Below are 16,781 nucleotides of genomic sequence, written 5' to 3'. Positions count from 1 at the left end.
CATGCGCCTGCTGCTGATCGAGGATGAAGCGGCCCTGCGCCTGACGCTGCAGCGCCAGCTGGAGCAAGACGGCTACCGGGTCGACGGCGCCGTCGACGGCGAGGAGGGCCTCTACATGGCCCAGGAATTCCCCTTCGACCTGGCGATCGTCGATCTCGGGCTGCCCAAGCTGAGCGGCCTGTCCATCGTGCAGAAGCTGCGCGCCGACGGCCGCGCGATGCCGATCCTGATCCTCACCGCGCGCAGCACCTGGCAGGACAAGGTGCTGGGCCTGGAAGCCGGCGCCGACGACTACCTGGTCAAGCCCTTCGAATACCCGGAGCTGGCGGCGCGCGTGAAGGCCCTGCTGCGCCGCTCGCTCAAGGCGACCACCGACGTGCTCACGCTCGGGCCCCTGAGCCTCGACCTCTCGGCCCAGGCCGTGAAGCTGCACGATGCGCCGCTGGACCTCACGGCCTACGAATACCGCCTGCTCGAATACCTGGTGCGCGAGCGCGCGCGCGTGGTGACCAAGCAGGAACTGTCGGACTACCTCTATCCGCACGGCGACGACCGCGACAGCAACGTGCTGGAAGTGCTGGTCGGCCGGCTGCGGCGCAAGCTCGATCCCGACGGCACCCTGGCGCCGATCGAAACCCTGCGTGGGCGCGGCTACCGCTTCACGCTGGAATGACGCCGGGCTTCACCCTGGGATGACCCCCGGCTATTCGCTCCGGGCCCGACTCCTCCTCGGCGCCGCGCTGGTGCTGGTGTTCTTCATCGCCGCCGCCGGCATCGCCGTGCAGCGCGCCCATGCGGACAGCGTGCGCGCGGCCCACTACGCCAGCCTGCACGGCACGGTGGACCTGCTGCTGTCGCGCGCGGAAGTGGATGCGTCCGGGGCGCTGGTGATGCCGACCGCCCTGGGCAATGCGCGCCTGTCGCTGCCCGGCTCCGGCCTGTACGCCAGCATCGCCAACACCGGCCGCCGCGAGCAATGGCGCTCGGCGTCCAGCGTGGGCGTGCAGCCGCCGTTCCGCGACACGCTGGAAACCGGCCAGCTGCGCACCGAGACGCTGCAGGACGGCGAGCGCAGCTACCTGGCCCTGAGCTATGCCGTCAACTGGCAGGCCGGCCCGCGCCCCGCCCATCTGGTCCTGTCGGTGCTGGAGGACGAGTCCGAATACCGGCACGAGGTGGCCGTGTTCGCGCGCACGCTCTGGGCCTGGCTGGGCTCGGCCGGCGTGCTGCTGCTGGTGGCACAGGTGCTGCTGCTGCAATGGGGCCTGGCGCCGCTGCGGCGCGTGGCGGGCGAGATCCGGCGCGTGGAGGCGGGCGAGCAGGCGAAGATCGAGGGCCGCTACCCGACGGAGCTTTCCGGCCTCACCGACAACCTGAACACGCTGATCCAGCAGGAACGGGTGCGCCAGACCCGCTACAAGGAGGCCTTGAGCTACCTGGCACACAGCCTGAAGACCCCGCTGGCGGTCCTGCGCAGCGCGCTGCAGGAACCCGCGCGCCTGCCCGAGGCCGTCACGCAGCAGGTCAGGCGCATGGACGACATCGTGCAGCACCAGCTCGGGCGGGCCGCGGCCGGCGGCGCGACGCGCTTCGCCCCGCCGGTGACGCTCGCGCCCGTGCTGGAGCGCATCCGGGAGGCCCTCTCCAAGGTGTATGCCGACAAGGGGCTGGAGTTCCGCCTCGACTGCCCCACCGACCTCGCCTGGCGCATCGACCAGGGCGACGTGTTCGAGATGATGGGCAACCTGCTGGACAACGCCGCCAAATGGGCGCGCCAGCAGGTGCTGGTGCGCGCCTGGCGCGAGGGCGAGCGCCTGCGCATCCAGGTGGACGACGACGGCCCCGGCTTCAGCGACACGCATTCGGTGCTGCAGCTGCACGTGCGCGGCGACGAGCGCGTGCCCGGGCATGGCGTCGGGCTGGCCGTCGTCAACGACCTGGTGGCGAGCCACCGCGGGGAGCTGAAGCTGCTTCGCTCGGGGCTGGGCGGCGCGCGCGTCGACATCACCCTGCCGGCACCGTGAAGAAATTGCACCTGGGCCATTGCGGTGGCACCATGGCCCGTGCGTGCCTTGCAATGGGCCGCCGGGGTGCCAAGTGAGCCGTCGCACGGCCCCGTGGGGGGCCTTCACCGGAAGCAACCAGCCATGTGGAAACGCCTGACCCTCTTGTGGACCCTGGTGCGCGGCGACGCGCGGCAGCTGTGGTTCGCGCTGCGGCACCCCGCCGCCCCCCGGTGGCTCAAGATCGGCGCCGTGCTGGTCGTGCTCTACGTGCTCTCGCCGATCGACCTGATCCCGGATGCGATCCCCTTCGTCGGCGCGCTCGACGACCTGGTGCTGGTGCCGCTGGCGATCCGCTGGCTGCTCAAGCGCCTGCCGCCGGAGATCGCGGCGGCAGCGGCGGCGCGGCGGACGGTCTAGAAGCCGGGTCCTAGGGGGAAGTCCCTGCTCCTTTGCGGGTCAAGGCGGCACTTTGGTGCCTCCCCACCTTAGTACCGTCGGGTTAAGTTCGCGGGACGCCATGCCCCTGCGTTCGCCCCTGACCCTCTCGCGCCAGTTCCTGGTCGCCAGTTTCCCGATCGTGCTGCTCGGGATGCTGGCGCTCGGCTGGTATGTCGGCACGGCCATCGAGCGCGGGGTGAGCAACCGCATCGCCGGGGTCACGAGCCTCTACGTCGACAGCTTCATCGCGCCGCACCTGCAGCACCTGCAACCCGGCGGCGACCTGAGACCGGAAGACCGGGCCGCGCTCGACCGGCTGATGACGGAGACGCCGCTCGGTCGCAAGATCGTCGCCTTCAAGATCTGGGACGCGCGCGGCCGCATCGTCTACAGCACCAACCCGGCCCTGATCGGGCGTCAATATCCCATCGACGAAGGCCTGGCCAGCGCCTTCCAGGGGCGGGTGCAGTCGGGCCTCAGCGAGCTCGACGAGAGCGAGAACGAGCTCGAGCGCACGCGCTGGAAGCGCCTGCTCGAAACCTACAGCCCGGTGCACGCCGCCGGCCGCGGCACCGTGCTGGCGGTGGCCGAGTTCTACCAGACCACCGACGAGATGGCGCAGGAGGTGCGGACAGCCCAGATCGGCAGCTGGCTGGTGGTGGGCGGGATCATGCTGGCCATGTACCTGCTGCTGTTCGGCGTGGTGCGCCGCGGCAGCGAGACCATCGATTCGCAGCGCGAGCAGCTGCGGGCCAAGGTGGCGGAGTTGTCCGGGGTGCTGAAGAGGAACCAGGAGCTGAGCGACCACATCCGGCTGACCGCCGTGCGCACGACCACGCTGAACGACCAGTTCCTGCGCCAGATCGCCGCCGACCTGCACGATGGCGCCGCCCAGGACCTGGCGCTGGGCCTCATGCAGTTCGAGTCGCTCGCGCGCAAATGCGAGGCGCATGGCAACGGCGAGGAGGCCGCGCTGGTGCGCGCCGCGCTGCAATCGGCCATGCGCGAGCTGCGCGCCACCTGCGTGGGGCTGCAGCTGCCGGAGATCGATCGCCTCGACGCCTTCGGCGTGGTGCAGCGCGCCGCCCAGGACTTCGAGCGCAAGACCGGCTCGCACATCACGGTGTCCAACGGCGGTGGCGGCGGCAGCGGCCAGCCCGCCGGGCCCGTGAAGACCACGATGTACCGCCTGATCCAGGAAGCGCTGGGCAACGGCCTGCGCCACGGCGGCGCCTCGGCCCTGAAGGTCGACCTGTCCTGCGACGCCGACTCGGTGCTGGTGGAGGTGGGCGACAACGGCTGCGGCTTCGACACGGCCGGCGCCGCGCCGCCGGGCCACCTCGGCCTGGCCGGGATGCGCGAGCGGGTCGAACTGCTGCGCGGCTCCATGGTGGTCCGCAGCACGCCTGGCCGCGGGACGCTGGTGCAGGCCCGGCTGCCGATGACGATCGAGGGCTACGCGGAGTAGCTGGCGCGGTGACCGGGGGTGCCGCGCCGAGGGATGAGCGGCGTCGCCTCCGGTCCGGCCCCTGAGGAGCATCGTAGCGCTGCGCTCCTGGCTGACCCCGGGGCAACGGCTGCTCCAACATGCAACGCCGCAGGCGCAGGACGGCTTTGTCCGACTCCGGAAGTAAAGGAGGAGCGCGGGCGCCTTATCAGCCAAGGCCCGTGCTCTCAACCGCGCCGGGGGACATGGAGTGAGGCGGACAAAGCCGTCCTGTGCCGGACCGAAGGCAACGAGCGCAGCGCGGCACCGCAACGCAATCGCCTGCGGTGGAAGCCCTCTCGCCTTCGCATTCGGTCCGGGTCGGTTTCGCCGAGCAGCCTAGACCTCCGCACTAATCCGCGAAGATCTTCCCCGGATTCAGGATGTTGTGCGGATCGAGCGCGCGCTTGATCGTGCGCATCATGTCCACCGCACCGGGGCCGGCCTCCTCCTCCAGGAACTGCATCTTGTGCAGGCCGATCCCGTGCTCGCCGGTGCAGGTCCCTTCCATGGCGAGGGCGCGCGCGATCAGGCGTTCGTTCAGCGCCTCGGCGCGGTCGCACTCGCGCTCGTTCGCCGGGTCCACCAGGTAGCCGAAATGGAAGTTGCCGTCGCCGACGTGGCCCACCAGGAAGTACGGGATGCCGCTGGCATCGGCCTCCGCCACCGATTCCAGCAGGCAGTCGGCCAGCCGCGAGATCGGCACGCAGGTGTCGGTCGTGATCGAGCGGCAGCCGGGGCGCGACTGGACGGCGGCGAAATAGGCGTTGTGCCGCGCCGTCCACAGGCGGGTGCGCTCCTCCGGCGTGGTGGCCCATTCGAAGGCCTTGCCGCCGTGGCCGGCGGCGATCTCCTGCACCGTCCCGGCCTGCTCCTGCACGCCGGCGGGGGAGCCGTGGAACTCCATCAGCAGCATCGGCTCCTCGCGCAGCGCCAGCTTGCTGTGCGCGTTGACCATCCGCACGCTGTTGGCGTCGATCAGTTCCACCCGCGCGATCGGCACGCCGAGCTGGATCGTCTCGATGGTGGCCTGCACGGCGTCGGCGATGGTGGGGAAGGAGCACACCGCCGCCGAGATCGCCTCGGGCAGCGGATACACGCGCAGCGTGACTTCGGTGATCAGCCCCAGCGTGCCCTCGCTGCCGACGAACAGGCGCGTGAGGTCGTAGCCGGCGGAGGACTTCTTCGCCCGGGTGCCGGTGCGGATCACCTCGCCGCTGGCCGTCACCACCTGCAGCGCCAGCACGTTCTCGCGCATGGTGCCGTAGCGCACCGCGTTCGTGCCGGAGGCGCGCGTGGCGCTCATGCCGCCGAGGGAGGCGTCCGCGCCCGGATCGATCGGGAAGAACAGGCCGGTGTCGCGGATCGCCTCGTTCAGCTGCTTGCGCGTGACGCCCGGCTGCACCGTCACGGTGAGGTCGTCGGCATCGACGGCGAGCACGCGGTTCATGCGGTTCACGTCGATGCTGAGGCCGCCGCGCACGGCCAGCAGGTGGCCCTCGATCGAGGAGCCGGCGCCATACGGGATCACCGGCGTGCGGTACTGGCTGCACAGCGCCACTGCATCGGAGACGTCGGCCGTGCTCTCCGCGAACAGCACGGCGCCGGGCGGCGGCACGGCGAAGGGTGATTCGTCGCGGCCGTGCTGCTCGCGCACCGCCATCGCGGTGGACAGGCGCTGGCCGAAGCGGGCCTGCAAGGCCTGCAGCAGCGCAGGCGGGATCTCCTGCTGGTCCACATGAGGCAGCAGCCGGGCGTGGGAGATGGGCGCGTTCATGGCACGAGGTTATCGGCCAGGCAGGCCGGCGGCGCAAGGGGAAGTGTCACATCCCGGCCACGGGAAGGCCCCGGCGCTCGGGGATACTGGCGGGATTGAACAGTTGCCGCGAGTCCCGTTCCATGTCCCGTTGCCTGCAGGTCATCGCCGACGATCTTTCGGGTGCCGCCGAGTGCGCGGCGGCGCTCGCGCAGGCCTCGGTCAGCCCGGCGCCGCTGGTGGTGACGGGCCCGCTGCCGGTGGGCGGCAACTGGGTGGTCGACAGCGACACCCGGGTCCACGAAGCGCCCGTCGCCGTGGCCCGCGTGGCAGCCATCGTGCGCGACGCGAGCTCGCACCGCGCGGGCGGCGACCTGCTGTTCAAGAAGATCGATTCCACCCTGCGCGGCCACCTGGCCGACGAGCTGCGCGCCGTGCTCGATGTGCCCGAGGCCGTCCAAGCCGCGATCGTCTGCCCGGCGCTGCCCACGCAGGGGCGTACGCTCAGGCAGGGCGTGCTGCACGTGCACGGGCAGGCGCGGCTGGACGCCACCGGGCAACCGCTCAACCTGATCGGGCTGCTCGCGCCGGTGGACCCCGAGGCGCTGCTGCTGCACCCGCCGCAGGGCCAGACCGCCGCCGCACTGGCGCGCGAATTGCTGTGCCGGCTGGAACAGGGCACCCGCGTGATCGTCGTCGACGCGAGCGACGCTGAGGACCTGCGCCGGCTCGCGCTGGCCATCGTGATCGTCTCGCGCAGTGTGCGGCTGCTGGCCGTGGGGGCGGCCGGCCTGTGCAAGGCACTGGCCACCGAGCTGCTGCAGGCCGGCGGACGGGATCATCCGATGCTGGCGCCCAGCCGCGACCATCCGCCGATCGTGGCGGTGATCGGCAGTTTTTCGGCCGTGACGACCCAGCAGGTCGACGAGCTGGCGAGCCAGGCGGACGTGCACGTGGCCCGCCTCGATCCGTCGACGTGGCTGGAGAGCCCCGCCGTGGTGGCCGAGACCGTCGCCACGGCGCAGGCCTGCGCCGAACGCGGCGCCCCGGTGGTGCTGGCCGTCTCCGGCACCGCGCCGGCCGCATCCTCGCGCATGCTGGTCCATCGCATGGCGCAAGCTGCGGAACCGCTGCTGCGGCGCGCGTCGACCCTGGTGCTGACCGGCGGCGACACGGCCCGGGCGGTGCTGGACCGGCTCGGCGTCGAACGGCTGCAGGTGCTGGGCGAACTGGAGCCGGGCATCTGCCTGAGCCGTGACGGCGCCCGCTTCGTCGTCACCAAGGCCGGCGGCTTCGGCGACAGCCAATCCCTGGTGCGCGTGCTGCGCCACCTGCGCAACGTGAGCGGCGGCCAGCCCACCCCCGGAAACAAGGCATGACACAACCCCTCATCGGCATCACCATGGGCGACCCGTGCGGCGTCGGCCCCGAGGTCATCGTCAAGGCGCTGGCGCGCCCGGACATCCACGCGCGGATGGCCGCCGTGGTGCTGGGCGACCCGCAGCGGCTGGAGCAGGCGGCGCATCTCACGGGCAGCGCGGTCGAGGTGCGCGAGGTGCAGCGCTGCGCCGAAGTCCGCAAGACGCCCGGCGTGGTGCATTGCCTGCGCGTGGGCGAGGCCACCAGCGCGCTGCCTTTCGGGCGCCTGCAGCCGGCCGGCGGCGCCGCCGCCTATGCCTACATCGCCCAGGCCGTGCGGCTCGCGCTGGCCGGCGAACTCTCGGCCATCTGCACGGCGCCCCTGAACAAGGAGGCCTTGCACGCCGCCGGCCATCGCTACCCGGGCCATACGGAGATGCTGGCGCAGCTGACCGGCACGCCCGAGGTCTCGATGCTGCTGATGGCGCCGCGCCTGCGCGTCATCCACGTCACCACGCACATCGGCCTGCTCGACGCCGTGGAGCGCATCGAGCCGGGGCTGGTGGAACGCACCATCGCCCGCGGCTACACCCTGCTGCAGCGCGCCGGCGTTGCGGCGCCCCGGGTGTGCGTGTGCGGCATCAACCCGCATGCCGGCGAGAACGGCCTGTTCGGCCGCGGCGAGGAGGAAAGCAAGATCCAGCCGGCCGTGGAAGTCTGCCGGGCCCGGGGCTGGGACGTGCAGGGCCCGCTGCCGGCCGACACGCTGTTCTACCGCGCGCTGCGCGGTGATTTCGACCTGGTGGTCGCGATGTACCACGACCAGGGCCACGGCCCGGTGAAGGTGCTGGGCCTGGACGCGGGGGTGAACGTCACGGTGGGCCTGCCCTTCGTGCGCACCTCCGTCGACCACGGCACGGCCTTCGACATCGCCGGCAAGGGCGTCGCCGACGAGCGCAGCCTGGTTGAAGCGCTGCGGCAGGCGGTGGAACTTGCTCCCACGACGGGCGAGCGACCGTTCATCAGCTTCCCGTAAGGAAGTGGCTGACAGGGCCTAGGCAAACCGTCATCTGGCGCTGCCCGACCATGGCGGGCACACTTCCGCTCTGCGTAAAGGAAGAAACCAGATGTACGGGCACGAAAAGAGGCCACTTCCGGCAGAAGACGCGTTCGATGGGAGTCATGCTTACCGCCTGAAACACTGGCCGCGGATTCCGGAGCCCCTCCGGACCGCGCGGGTGCTTGGCGCTTGCAGCCGCATGACGCTGGGGCCGGTCACCGCCGGCTGGCTGCTCTCCCAGACCGGACTCGACCTCGCCGGCGCCTCCGAATTGATCACCGCCCTCCAGGCCCAAGGTGCGCTGGAGCGCATCGACCTGGGCTGGCGCGTGCCCGCCGAGCCTGCGGTCAAGCGCGTGCCCCTCTCGCCCGTCGCCAGGCTGCGCGGGCGCCTGGCCCAGCGGTTCGCCTGGAAGCAGGCGCTGGCCGCCACCATCGTGTGCCTGGGCGTCTCCGCCGCCCTGGACCACCGCATGCCGGCGGACCTGGGAACCCTCGCCCTCCCGAACCTGCCCGCCGTTTCCGGCTGAGCCCTCACCCGATCCGCAGCGCCTGCAGCTCCGCGATCTGCCTTTCGGTGGCATGGCCGACGTCGCCGGCCGCCACCAGGTGGTGCACCGCCTCGATGTCCCGCGCCAGGCTGCGGTCGGCCACCATCGCGGGCGAGATGCTGCGCACCAGGCGCAACACACCTTCGAGCGCCGGCGCGCTTTCCAGCGGTCGCAGGAACTCGATGCCCTGTGCCGCCGCCAGCAACTCGATGGCGACGATGTGCGCAGTGTTCGCGAGCATGGGCTGCAACCTGCGGGCCGCGAAGGTCGCCATGCTCACATGGTCCTCCTGGTTGGCCGAGGTCGGCAGGCTGTCGACGCTGGCGGGATGCGCCAGCGACTTGTTCTCCGAGGCGAGCGCCGCCGCCGTGACGTGCACGATCATGAAGCCGGAGTTGAGCCCCGGCTCGGGCGTGAGGAAGGGCGGCAGGCGCGACACCACCGTGTCGACCAGCATCGCCACGCGCCGTTCGGCGATGGCGCCGATCTCGGCGATGGCCAGCGCCAGGCCGTCGCAGGCCAGCGCCACCGGCTCGGCGTGGAAGTTGCCTCCCGAGAGCATCGCGCCCCCGTCGGCGAACACCAGCGGGTTGTCGGTCACCGCATTGGCCTCGCGCAGCAGCACCTGCGCGGCATGGCGCATCTGGTCCAGGCACGCGCCCATCACCTGCGGCTGGCAGCGCAGGCAGTAGGGATCCTGCACCCGGTCGTCCTGCTCCAGGTGCGAGCGGCGGATCTCGCTGCCGACCAGCAGGGCACGGTAGGCGGCGGCGCAATCGACCTGCCCCGGCTGGCCGCGCAAGGCGTGGATGCGGGGATCGAAGGGCGCGTCGCTGCCGCGGGCGGCATCCAGCGTCAGCGCGCCGGTGATCACGGCGGCCTCGAACAGGCGGTCGGCCGCCAGCAGCGCATCGAGCGCCAGCGCCGTCGAGACCTGCGTGCCGTTGATCAGCGCCAGGCCCTCCTTGGGTCCGAGCTGCAGCGGCGCCAGGCCGACGTGCGCCAGCGCCTGCGCGCCCGGCATGCGCTCGCCGCCGACGAAGGCCTCGCCCTCGCCGATGAGAAGCAGGCCCAGGTGCGCGAGCGGCGCCAGGTCGCCGGAAGCACCGACCGAACCCTGGGCCGGCACCACCGGCACCAGGCCGCGGTTGTGCAGCGCGAGCAAGCCGTCGACCACCTCCTCGCGCACGCCCGAGTAGCCGCGCGCCAGGCTCGCCGCCTTGAGCAGCAGGACGAGGCGCACCACGCGCGCCGGCAGCGCCGGGCCGACGCCGACGGCATGCGAGCGCAGCAGCCGCAGTTGCAGCAAGGCCAGGTCCTCGCGCGCGATGCGGGTGCTGGCCAGCTTGCCGAAGCCGGTGTTGACGCCATACACGGGCGCATCGCCGGCGGCGGCGCGCCGCACCGTCTCGGCACCGGCGCGGATCGCCCCGCGGCAGGACGGATCCAGCGTCACGCGCGGCAGCTCCGGCGCTTCCCAGAGCCTGCGAATCTGGGCCAGCGTGAACCCGCCGGCTTGCAGCACCTCGCCCTGGCTCATTCCAGCATGGGCAGCTTCAGCCCGTGTTCGCGGGCGCAGGCCCGGGCGCTCTCGTAGCCCGCGTCGGCGTGCCGCATCACGCCGGTGGCCGGGTCGTTCCACAGAACGCGCCGGATCTTCTCCGCCGCCTCGTCAGTGCCATCGCACACGACCACCACGCCGGCGTGCTGCGAATAGCCCATGCCGACGCCGCCGCCGTGGTGGAAGCTGACCCAGGTGGCGCCGCTGGCGGTATTGAGCAGCGCGTTGAGCAGCGGCCAGTCGCTCACCGCGTCGCTGCCGTCGGCCATCGCCTCGGTCTCGCGGTTCGGCGAGGCCACCGAGCCGCTATCGAGGTGGTCGCGGCCGATCACGATCGGCGCCTTCAGTTCGCCGCTCCGGACCATCTCGTTGAAGGCAAGCCCGGCGAGGTGCCGCTCGCCCAGCCCGATCCAGCAGATGCGCGCCGGCAGCCCCTGGAACCGGATGCGCGAGGCGGCCATGTCCAGCCAGCGGTGCAGGGACGCGTTGCGCGGGAACAGCTCCTTCATCCGGGCGTCGGTCCGGTGGATGTCCTGCGGATCGCCCGAGAGCGCGACCCAGCGGAAGGGGCCGACGCCGCGGCAGAACAGCGGCCGGATGTACGCCGGCACGAAGCCCGGATAGGCGAAGGCGTCGGCGACGCCGAAATCCTGCGCCACCTGGCGCAGGTTGTTGCCGTAGTCCACGGTCGGAATGCCCAGGGCGTGGAAGGCGAGCATCGCGCGCACGTGCTCGGCGCAGGATTCGCCGGCCGCCTGCCTCAGGGCCGCATGCTGGCCCGGGTCTTTCTGCGCCGCCTGCCATTGCTCCACGCTCCAGCCGATCGGCAGGTAGCCGTTGATGATGTCGTGCGCCGAGGTCTGGTCGGTCACGATGTCCGGCCGCGGGCCGCCCGCCTGGGCGCGCCGGGCCAGCTCCGGGACGATCTCGGCGGCGTTGCCGCACAGGCCGATCGACACGGCCTCCTTGCGTGCCGTGTGGTGGGCGATGAGCGCCAGGGCTTCGTCGAGGTCCTTCGCTTCCTTGTCGAGGTACTGGGTGCGCAGGCGGAACGCGATGCGCGAAGGCTGGCATTCGATGGTGAGCGAGCAGGCGCCGGCGAACGAGGCCGCGAGCGGCTGCGCGCCGCCCATGCCGCCCAAGCCCGCCGTGAGGATCCAGCGGCCCGCGAGGTCGCCGCCATAGTGCTGGCGGCCGGCCTCGGCAAAGGTTTCGTAGGTCCCTTGCACGATGCCCTGGCTGCCGATGTAGATCCAGCTGCCGGCCGTCATCTGGCCGTACATCATCAGGCCCTTGCGGTCCAGTTCGTTGAAGTGCTCCCAGGTCGCCCACTTCGGCACCAGATTCGAGTTGGCGATCAGCACGCGCGGCGCACCGGCGTGGGTGCGGAAGACGCCGACGGGCTTGCCGGACTGGACCAGCAAGGTCTCGTCCGGCTGCAGGCCGCGCAGGCTGGCGAGGATCGCCTCGAAAGCCGGCCAGTTGCGGGCCGCCTTGCCGATGCCGCCGTACACCACGAGTTCGTCCGGCCTTTCGGCGACGGCCGGATCCAGGTTGTTCTGGATCATGCGGAAGGCCGCCTCGATCTGCCAGTTGGCGCAGCTCAGCTGGGTGCCTTGCGGTGCCCGCACCGGGCGGGCGCCGGCGGCGAGCGACGGGGGTTGCGAGAGATCGGACATGGTCGGGCTCCCGCGGGACACGAGGCCCCGCCTCGCGAGGATACGATGGGACGCATGCGCACGGAGGGCCTGCAGCTGTGGACGAATGCCCGCGTCGCCACCCTCGCGGTGGGCGCGGCCACGCCCTACGGCCTGATCGAGGATGGCGCCCTGGCGGTGCAGGACGGCCGCATCGCCTGGGTCGGGGCACGCAAGGAACTGCCGCTGGCGCTCGACGATGCCGCGGTGGAACACGATGCGCAGGGCGCGCTCGTCACGCCCGGGCTGATCGACTGCCACACGCACCTGGTCTACGGCGGCGACCGCGCGGCCGAATTCGAGGCGCGGCTGAACGGCGCGAGCTACGAAGAGATCGCACGTGCCGGCGGCGGCATCCTGGCGACCGTGCGGGCGACGCGCGCGGCCGACGAGGAGAGCCTGTTCGCGCAGTCGCGCCGTCGCCTGCGCGCGCTGTGCGACGAAGGCGTGACCACGATCGAGATCAAGTCCGGCTACGGTCTCTCCCTGGCCGAGGAGGCGAAGTGCCTGCGGGTGGCGCGCCGCCTCGGCGCCAGCGAAGGGGTGACCGTGCGCACGACCTTTCTCGGCGCACATGCCGTGCCGCCCGAGTTCGACGGCCGGCCGGAGGACTACGTCGACGCGGTGTGCCGCATGCTGCCCGCGCTGCATGCGCAAGGCCTCGCGGATGCGGTGGATGCGTTCTGCGAGCGCATCGGCTTTTCCGCGGCGCAGACGCGGCGGGTGTTCGACGCGGCGCAGGCGCTGGACCTTCCCGTGAAGCTGCACGCCGAGCAGCTGAGCGACAGCCAGGGCGCGGCGCTCGCTGCGTCCTTCGGCGCCTTGAGCTGCGACCACCTGGAGTGGCTCAGCGACACCGGAGCGCGCGCCATGGGGCAGGCCGGCAGCGTCGCGGTGCTGCTGCCGGGCGCCTTCTACTTCCTGCGCGAGACCCGCGTTCCGCCGATCGCGCTGCTGCGCGAGCACCGGGTGCCGATGGCGCTGGCCACCGACTGCAATCCGGGGACCTCGCCATGTACCTCCCTGCTCCTGATGCTGAACATGGGCTGCACGCTGTTCCGCCTCACGCCCGAGGAGGCCCTGGCCGGCGTGACGCGCAACGCGGCGCGCGCCCTGGCGCTGGACGACCGCGGCGTGCTGGCCCCCGGCCTGCGCGCCGACTTCGTGCTGTGGGATGCGCGTCATCCTGCCGAACTCTGCTACGCGGTGGGCTTCAATCCCCGGCGCACCACCGTGATCGAAGGACGCATCGCATGAGCTTCCGACTGCACCAGGGCAGCGCGCCGCTGCTGGTGAGCATCCCGCACATGGGCACCGGGATTCCCGAGGCGCTGCGCGGCGGCTACGTGGAACGCGCGCTCGCCATGGAGGACACCGACTGGCACCTCGATCGCCTCTATGCCTTCGCCAGGGATCTGGGGGCCAGCATCCTGCAACCCTTGCATTCGCGCTATGTGATCGACCTGAATCGGCCGCCGGACGACCAGCCGATGTACCCAGGCGCCGCCAACACCGAGCTGTGCCCCACCCGCTTCTTCAACGGCGAGCCGCTGTACCGCGAAGGCGCGGCGCCCGCCGAGGCGCAACGAGGCGAACGCCTGCAGCAGTATTGGCAGCCCTATCACGACGCGCTGCAAGGCACGCTGGACCGCCTGCGGCGCCAACACGGTTTCGTGCTGCTGTGGGATGCCCACAGCATCCGCTCCGAGATCCCGTGGCTGTTCGAGGGCCGCCTGCCGGACCTGAACATCGGCACGGCCGGCGGCCAGAGCGCCGCGCCGACCGTGGCCGCGGCGGTGGTGCGGGCGGCCGCCGGCTACCCGCGCTACACGCACGTGCTCGATGGCCGCTTCAAGGGCGGCTACATCACGCGCCGGTACGGGCGGCCCGCCGAACACGTGCACGCCGTGCAGCTGGAGATGTGCCAGTGCACCTACATGCGCGAGGAGCCGCCCTACGACTGGATCGCGCAGCGCGCCTCGCAGGTGCAGCCGGTGGTGCGCGCGATGGTCGAGGCGGCGCTCGCGGCCTGCCGCAAGCTGTATGGCTGAAGGGCGCCGGTTCTTCGCACCGCACGCCTGGATCGCCGGCGACTGGGCGCGCGACGTGCTGCTGGTCGCCGGCGCGGACGGCGCCTGGTCCGATGTGCGGGTGGAGTGCGACGGTGCCCAGGGCGCCGAGGTGCTGGCGGGCCCCATCCTGCCGGGGCTGGTCGACGGGCACAGCCACGCGTTCCAGCGCGCCATTGCCGGCCTCACCGAACGCAGCGCAGCCGGCGCCGACGACTTCTGGAGCTGGCGCGACCGCATGTACGCCGCGGCGCTGCGCATCACGCCGCAGCAGCTCGAGGCGATCGCGGCCTTCCTCTACACCGAGCTGCTGCAGGCCGGGTACACGCACGTCTGCGAGTTCCACTACCTGCACCAGGACGTCGATGGCCGGCCCTATGCCGATCCGCTGGAAATGTCGCTGGCGCTCGTGCGCGCTGCGCAGCACGCCGGCATCGGCCTCACGCTGCTGCCCACCCTGTACATGCGCTCGGGATTCGGCGCCGGCGGGCTGCGCGAGGACCAGCGCCGCTTCGCCTCGACGCCGGAGTTCGTGCTGCGGATCGCGGAAAAGCTGCGCCGCGAGGGGGGACCGCGCCTGACCTGCGGCATCGCGCTGCATTCGACCCGCGCCGTCGACGAAGGCGCGCTGCGCGAGACGGCCGCCGCCGCGCGTGCCGCAGCCATGCCGGTGCACCTGCACATCGCGGAGCAACGGGCCGAGATCCGCGAGTGCCTGGCGCGCCACTGGCAGCGGCCCATCGAATGGCTGCTGGAACATGTCGATCTCGACGCCCGGTGGAGCCTGGTGCACGCCACGCACGGCACCGTCGCCGAGTTGCAGGGCCTGCGCGAGGCCGAGGCCTGCATCGTGCTGTGCCCCAGCACCGAAGCCAACCTGGGAGACGGCGTGTTCGACCTGGGAACCTGGCTGGAGCTGGAGGGGCGCTGGTGCATCGGTTCGGACAGCCACGTCACGCGCGACTGGTGCGAGGAACTGCGGCTGCTCGAATACACCCAGCGCCTGGTGCTGCGGCAGCGCAATGTCGCCGCCCGTGCCGTGGGGCAGGAGAGCTCCGGTGGTGCGCTGTTCGGGCAGGCACTGGCCGGCGGCAGCGGCGCGGCCGGACTGCGCCTGGGCGGCTTAGCGGTCGGCGAGCGGGCGGATTTCTGCCTGCCCGACCTGCAGTCGCCCGCGTTGCTGGGCGTGCCCTTGCCACAGTTGCTCGACGCGCTGGTCTTCTCGTCGCCGCGCGCGCCCATGGCGCGCGTGTGCGTCGCCGGACGAGACGTGGCGTTCCCGCGTGAACCCGAGGCGTTCGCCAGCGCCGTGCAGTCGCTGTGGTGATGCCCGGCGCCGGCCGTGCGCCCGCCCTGCTCCTGGACGACGTGCTGCGGGCACGCATCCACCAGGCTTTGCAGCCATTCGTACCCTTGCACGCAACGCCTGGCAGCCGGCGCCCCGCCGCCGTTGCCCTGACGCTGATCGAAGAAGGGGACGGCGCGCGGCTCGCCGACGTGCCCGCACCGGTGGGCTGGAGCCGCGAGGCCGCCATCCTGCTCACGCGGCGCGCCACCGGTCTGCGCGCCCACGCGGGGCAGTGGGCCCTCCCTGGTGGGCGCATGGATGCGGGCGAGGCGGCCGAACAGGCGGCCTTGCGCGAGCTGCACGAGGAAGTGGGCCTGGAACTCGGGCCGGCAGCGATCCTCGGGCGCCTCGACGACTACGTGACCCACTCGGGATTCGCGATCACCCCGGTGGTCGTGTGGGGCGGCGAGGCGCGCCTGCTGGCGCCCAACGCGGGCGAAGTGGCGAGCATCCACCGCATCCCGCTCGCCGAATTCCTGCGCGCCGACGCTCCCATGCTGGAACCCTGCCACGACAGCGTGCACCCGATGCTGCGCATGCCGGTGGGCAGCGGCTGGATCGCGGCGCCGACCGCCGCCTTCCTGTATCAGTTCCGCGAAGTCTGCCTGCTGGGGCGATCGACGCGCGTGGCGCATTTCGAGCAGCCGGAGTTCGCGCGGCGCTGAGGTGTATCAGGCCAGGCGCGCGGCGCCAGGAAACAAAAGCTGGCTCCCACCCACGCAGCGCACGCATTTTCGACGCGCTATCTGCCATTGGAGAGCGCCGGCAGTGACCTTCCTCACGCCCGGAAGCGTTGCCGAAAGGATTATTCGGGAAAGTACTGAATACCGTTCGTCGGATTAGAAAAATGCGAACTTTGTGGGGACCCTTGATGTAAATCAATGACTTACAAGACGCAGCGTGTTGCATCTCACGCAACCTGGGCAGTTTCTCACAACGCGACCACTGTAACTAAGTGTGTCATGAGTTAGCAGTGAAACTCATTTCGACCTACAACCCTGTTTCGATGAGGTTAACGAAGTAACACATTCGAACGCTTCGGCAAAGCAAACAAAAACGCCGGAGGGAGAGTTCGACCGATTGGTGGCGAGTTGAGGAGGCAGCCAGCTTGGCTGTCCGAGGAGTGCCCCATGCATAAGCCTTCAGGACGGGCTGTGTTTTCTGAATGCCGGGCCCGCGCGCCCGGCGGCGGCATCGGCTGCCGAGCCGGGACGCAATGCGGCCACGGCTTCGCCCATCCATGCGGCCCAGTCTATGGCCGGGCCGCCGCGTTCGCGCTTGCCGGCCGCACCAAACCCATGCCACAGCGACCACCGGTGCGCTGACCGGCGCGTCCCCTGAGGACGCTCCCATTCCCATCCGTCGCTGGTCCGGTCGACCAGCAACTGCATACCTGCCCCAGTGGCGGGCGCGGAGGGGCTTTGCCCGCAGGAAGCGCGCCCGTCGGTCCC

General features: G+C 71.3%; 14 protein-coding genes. 11 read left to right on the top strand and 3 right to left on the bottom strand.

What is annotated here, in order from left to right:
* Window position 1: 1 nt before the first annotated feature.
* From JI746_RS16930 to JI746_RS16915, 4 genes are all read left to right on the top strand, one after another.
* Window positions 2-673, top strand: coding sequence for a response regulator transcription factor (locus JI746_RS16930; protein WP_201691149.1), 672 nt, complete (start codon window positions 2-4; stop codon window positions 671-673).
* A gap of 19 nt (window positions 674-692) precedes the next feature.
* Window positions 693-2,024 (top strand): ATP-binding protein, encoded by a 1,332-nt coding sequence (locus tag JI746_RS16925; protein ID WP_201691147.1) that lies wholly within the window; start codon window positions 693-695, stop codon window positions 2,022-2,024.
* Window positions 2,025-2,147: 123 nt separating this feature from the next.
* On the top strand, window positions 2,148-2,423 hold the full coding sequence (locus tag JI746_RS16920) for a YkvA family protein (RefSeq protein WP_201691145.1): 276 nt from the start codon (window positions 2,148-2,150) through the stop codon (window positions 2,421-2,423).
* 100 nt (window positions 2,424-2,523) lie between these two features.
* Window positions 2,524-3,912, top strand: coding sequence for a sensor histidine kinase (locus JI746_RS16915; protein ID WP_201691143.1), 1,389 nt, complete (start codon window positions 2,524-2,526; stop codon window positions 3,910-3,912).
* A 370-nt stretch (window positions 3,913-4,282) separates the two neighbouring features.
* On the opposite strand, the gene JI746_RS16910 is transcribed toward JI746_RS16915, so the two are convergent.
* On the bottom strand, window positions 4,283-5,707 hold the full coding sequence (locus JI746_RS16910) for an FAD-binding oxidoreductase (RefSeq protein ID WP_201691141.1): 1,425 nt from the start codon (window positions 5,705-5,707) through the stop codon (window positions 4,283-4,285).
* A 122-nt stretch (window positions 5,708-5,829) separates the two neighbouring features.
* Here JI746_RS16910 and JI746_RS16905 point away from each other — a divergent pair, with 122 nt between their 5' ends.
* From JI746_RS16905 to JI746_RS16895, 3 genes are all read left to right on the top strand, one after another.
* A complete protein-coding gene (locus JI746_RS16905; RefSeq protein WP_201691139.1) occupies window positions 5,830-7,065 on the top strand; it encodes a four-carbon acid sugar kinase family protein in 1,236 nt (411 codons plus the stop codon).
* Window positions 7,062-8,081: a 4-hydroxythreonine-4-phosphate dehydrogenase PdxA gene (pdxA, locus tag JI746_RS16900; RefSeq protein WP_201691137.1), complete on the top strand. Its 1,020-nt coding sequence runs from the start codon at window positions 7,062-7,064 to the stop codon at window positions 8,079-8,081. Before JI746_RS16905 ends, pdxA begins: the two co-directional genes overlap by 4 nt.
* 223 nt (window positions 8,082-8,304) lie before the next feature.
* On the top strand, window positions 8,305-8,634 hold the full coding sequence (locus JI746_RS16895; RefSeq protein ID WP_201691135.1) for a hypothetical protein: 330 nt from the start codon (window positions 8,305-8,307) through the stop codon (window positions 8,632-8,634).
* 4 nt (window positions 8,635-8,638) lie between these two features.
* Here JI746_RS16895 and hutH read toward each other — a convergent pair whose 3' ends face one another.
* Window positions 8,639-10,195, bottom strand: coding sequence for a histidine ammonia-lyase (hutH, locus tag JI746_RS16890; protein WP_201691133.1), 1,557 nt, complete (start codon window positions 10,193-10,195; stop codon window positions 8,639-8,641).
* On the bottom strand, window positions 10,192-11,895 hold the full coding sequence (hutU, locus tag JI746_RS16885; protein ID WP_201691131.1) for a urocanate hydratase: 1,704 nt from the start codon (window positions 11,893-11,895) through the stop codon (window positions 10,192-10,194). The genes hutH and hutU overlap by 4 nt, the downstream gene beginning before the upstream one ends.
* 54 nt (window positions 11,896-11,949) lie before the next feature.
* Here hutU and hutI point away from each other — a divergent pair, with 54 nt between their 5' ends.
* From hutI to JI746_RS16865, 4 genes are all read left to right on the top strand, one after another.
* Window positions 11,950-13,170: an imidazolonepropionase gene (hutI, locus tag JI746_RS16880; protein ID WP_408004108.1), complete on the top strand. Its 1,221-nt coding sequence runs from the start codon at window positions 11,950-11,952 to the stop codon at window positions 13,168-13,170.
* Window positions 13,167-13,964 carry an N-formylglutamate deformylase gene (hutG, locus tag JI746_RS16875; protein WP_201691127.1) on the top strand — a complete coding sequence of 266 codons (798 nt, stop codon included), beginning with the start codon at window positions 13,167-13,169 and terminating at the stop codon, window positions 13,962-13,964. Before hutI ends, hutG begins: the two co-directional genes overlap by 4 nt.
* Window positions 13,957-15,309, top strand: a complete 1,353-nt coding sequence (locus JI746_RS16870) for a formimidoylglutamate deiminase (protein WP_201691125.1) — start codon at window positions 13,957-13,959, stop codon at window positions 15,307-15,309. The genes hutG and JI746_RS16870 overlap by 8 nt, the downstream gene beginning before the upstream one ends.
* Before the next feature lie 86 nt (window positions 15,310-15,395).
* On the top strand, window positions 15,396-15,995 hold the full coding sequence (locus JI746_RS16865; protein ID WP_236599911.1) for an NUDIX hydrolase: 600 nt from the start codon (window positions 15,396-15,398) through the stop codon (window positions 15,993-15,995).
* Window positions 15,996-16,781 lie beyond the last annotated feature (786 nt).

It is taken from the genome of Ramlibacter alkalitolerans (genome assembly GCF_016722765.1).
In the GTDB taxonomy this organism is placed as follows: domain Bacteria; phylum Pseudomonadota; class Gammaproteobacteria; order Burkholderiales; family Burkholderiaceae_C; genus Ramlibacter; species Ramlibacter alkalitolerans.
The sequence above is the reverse complement of the archived record's forward strand: the minus strand, read 5'-3'. Positions and strand labels throughout refer to the sequence as shown.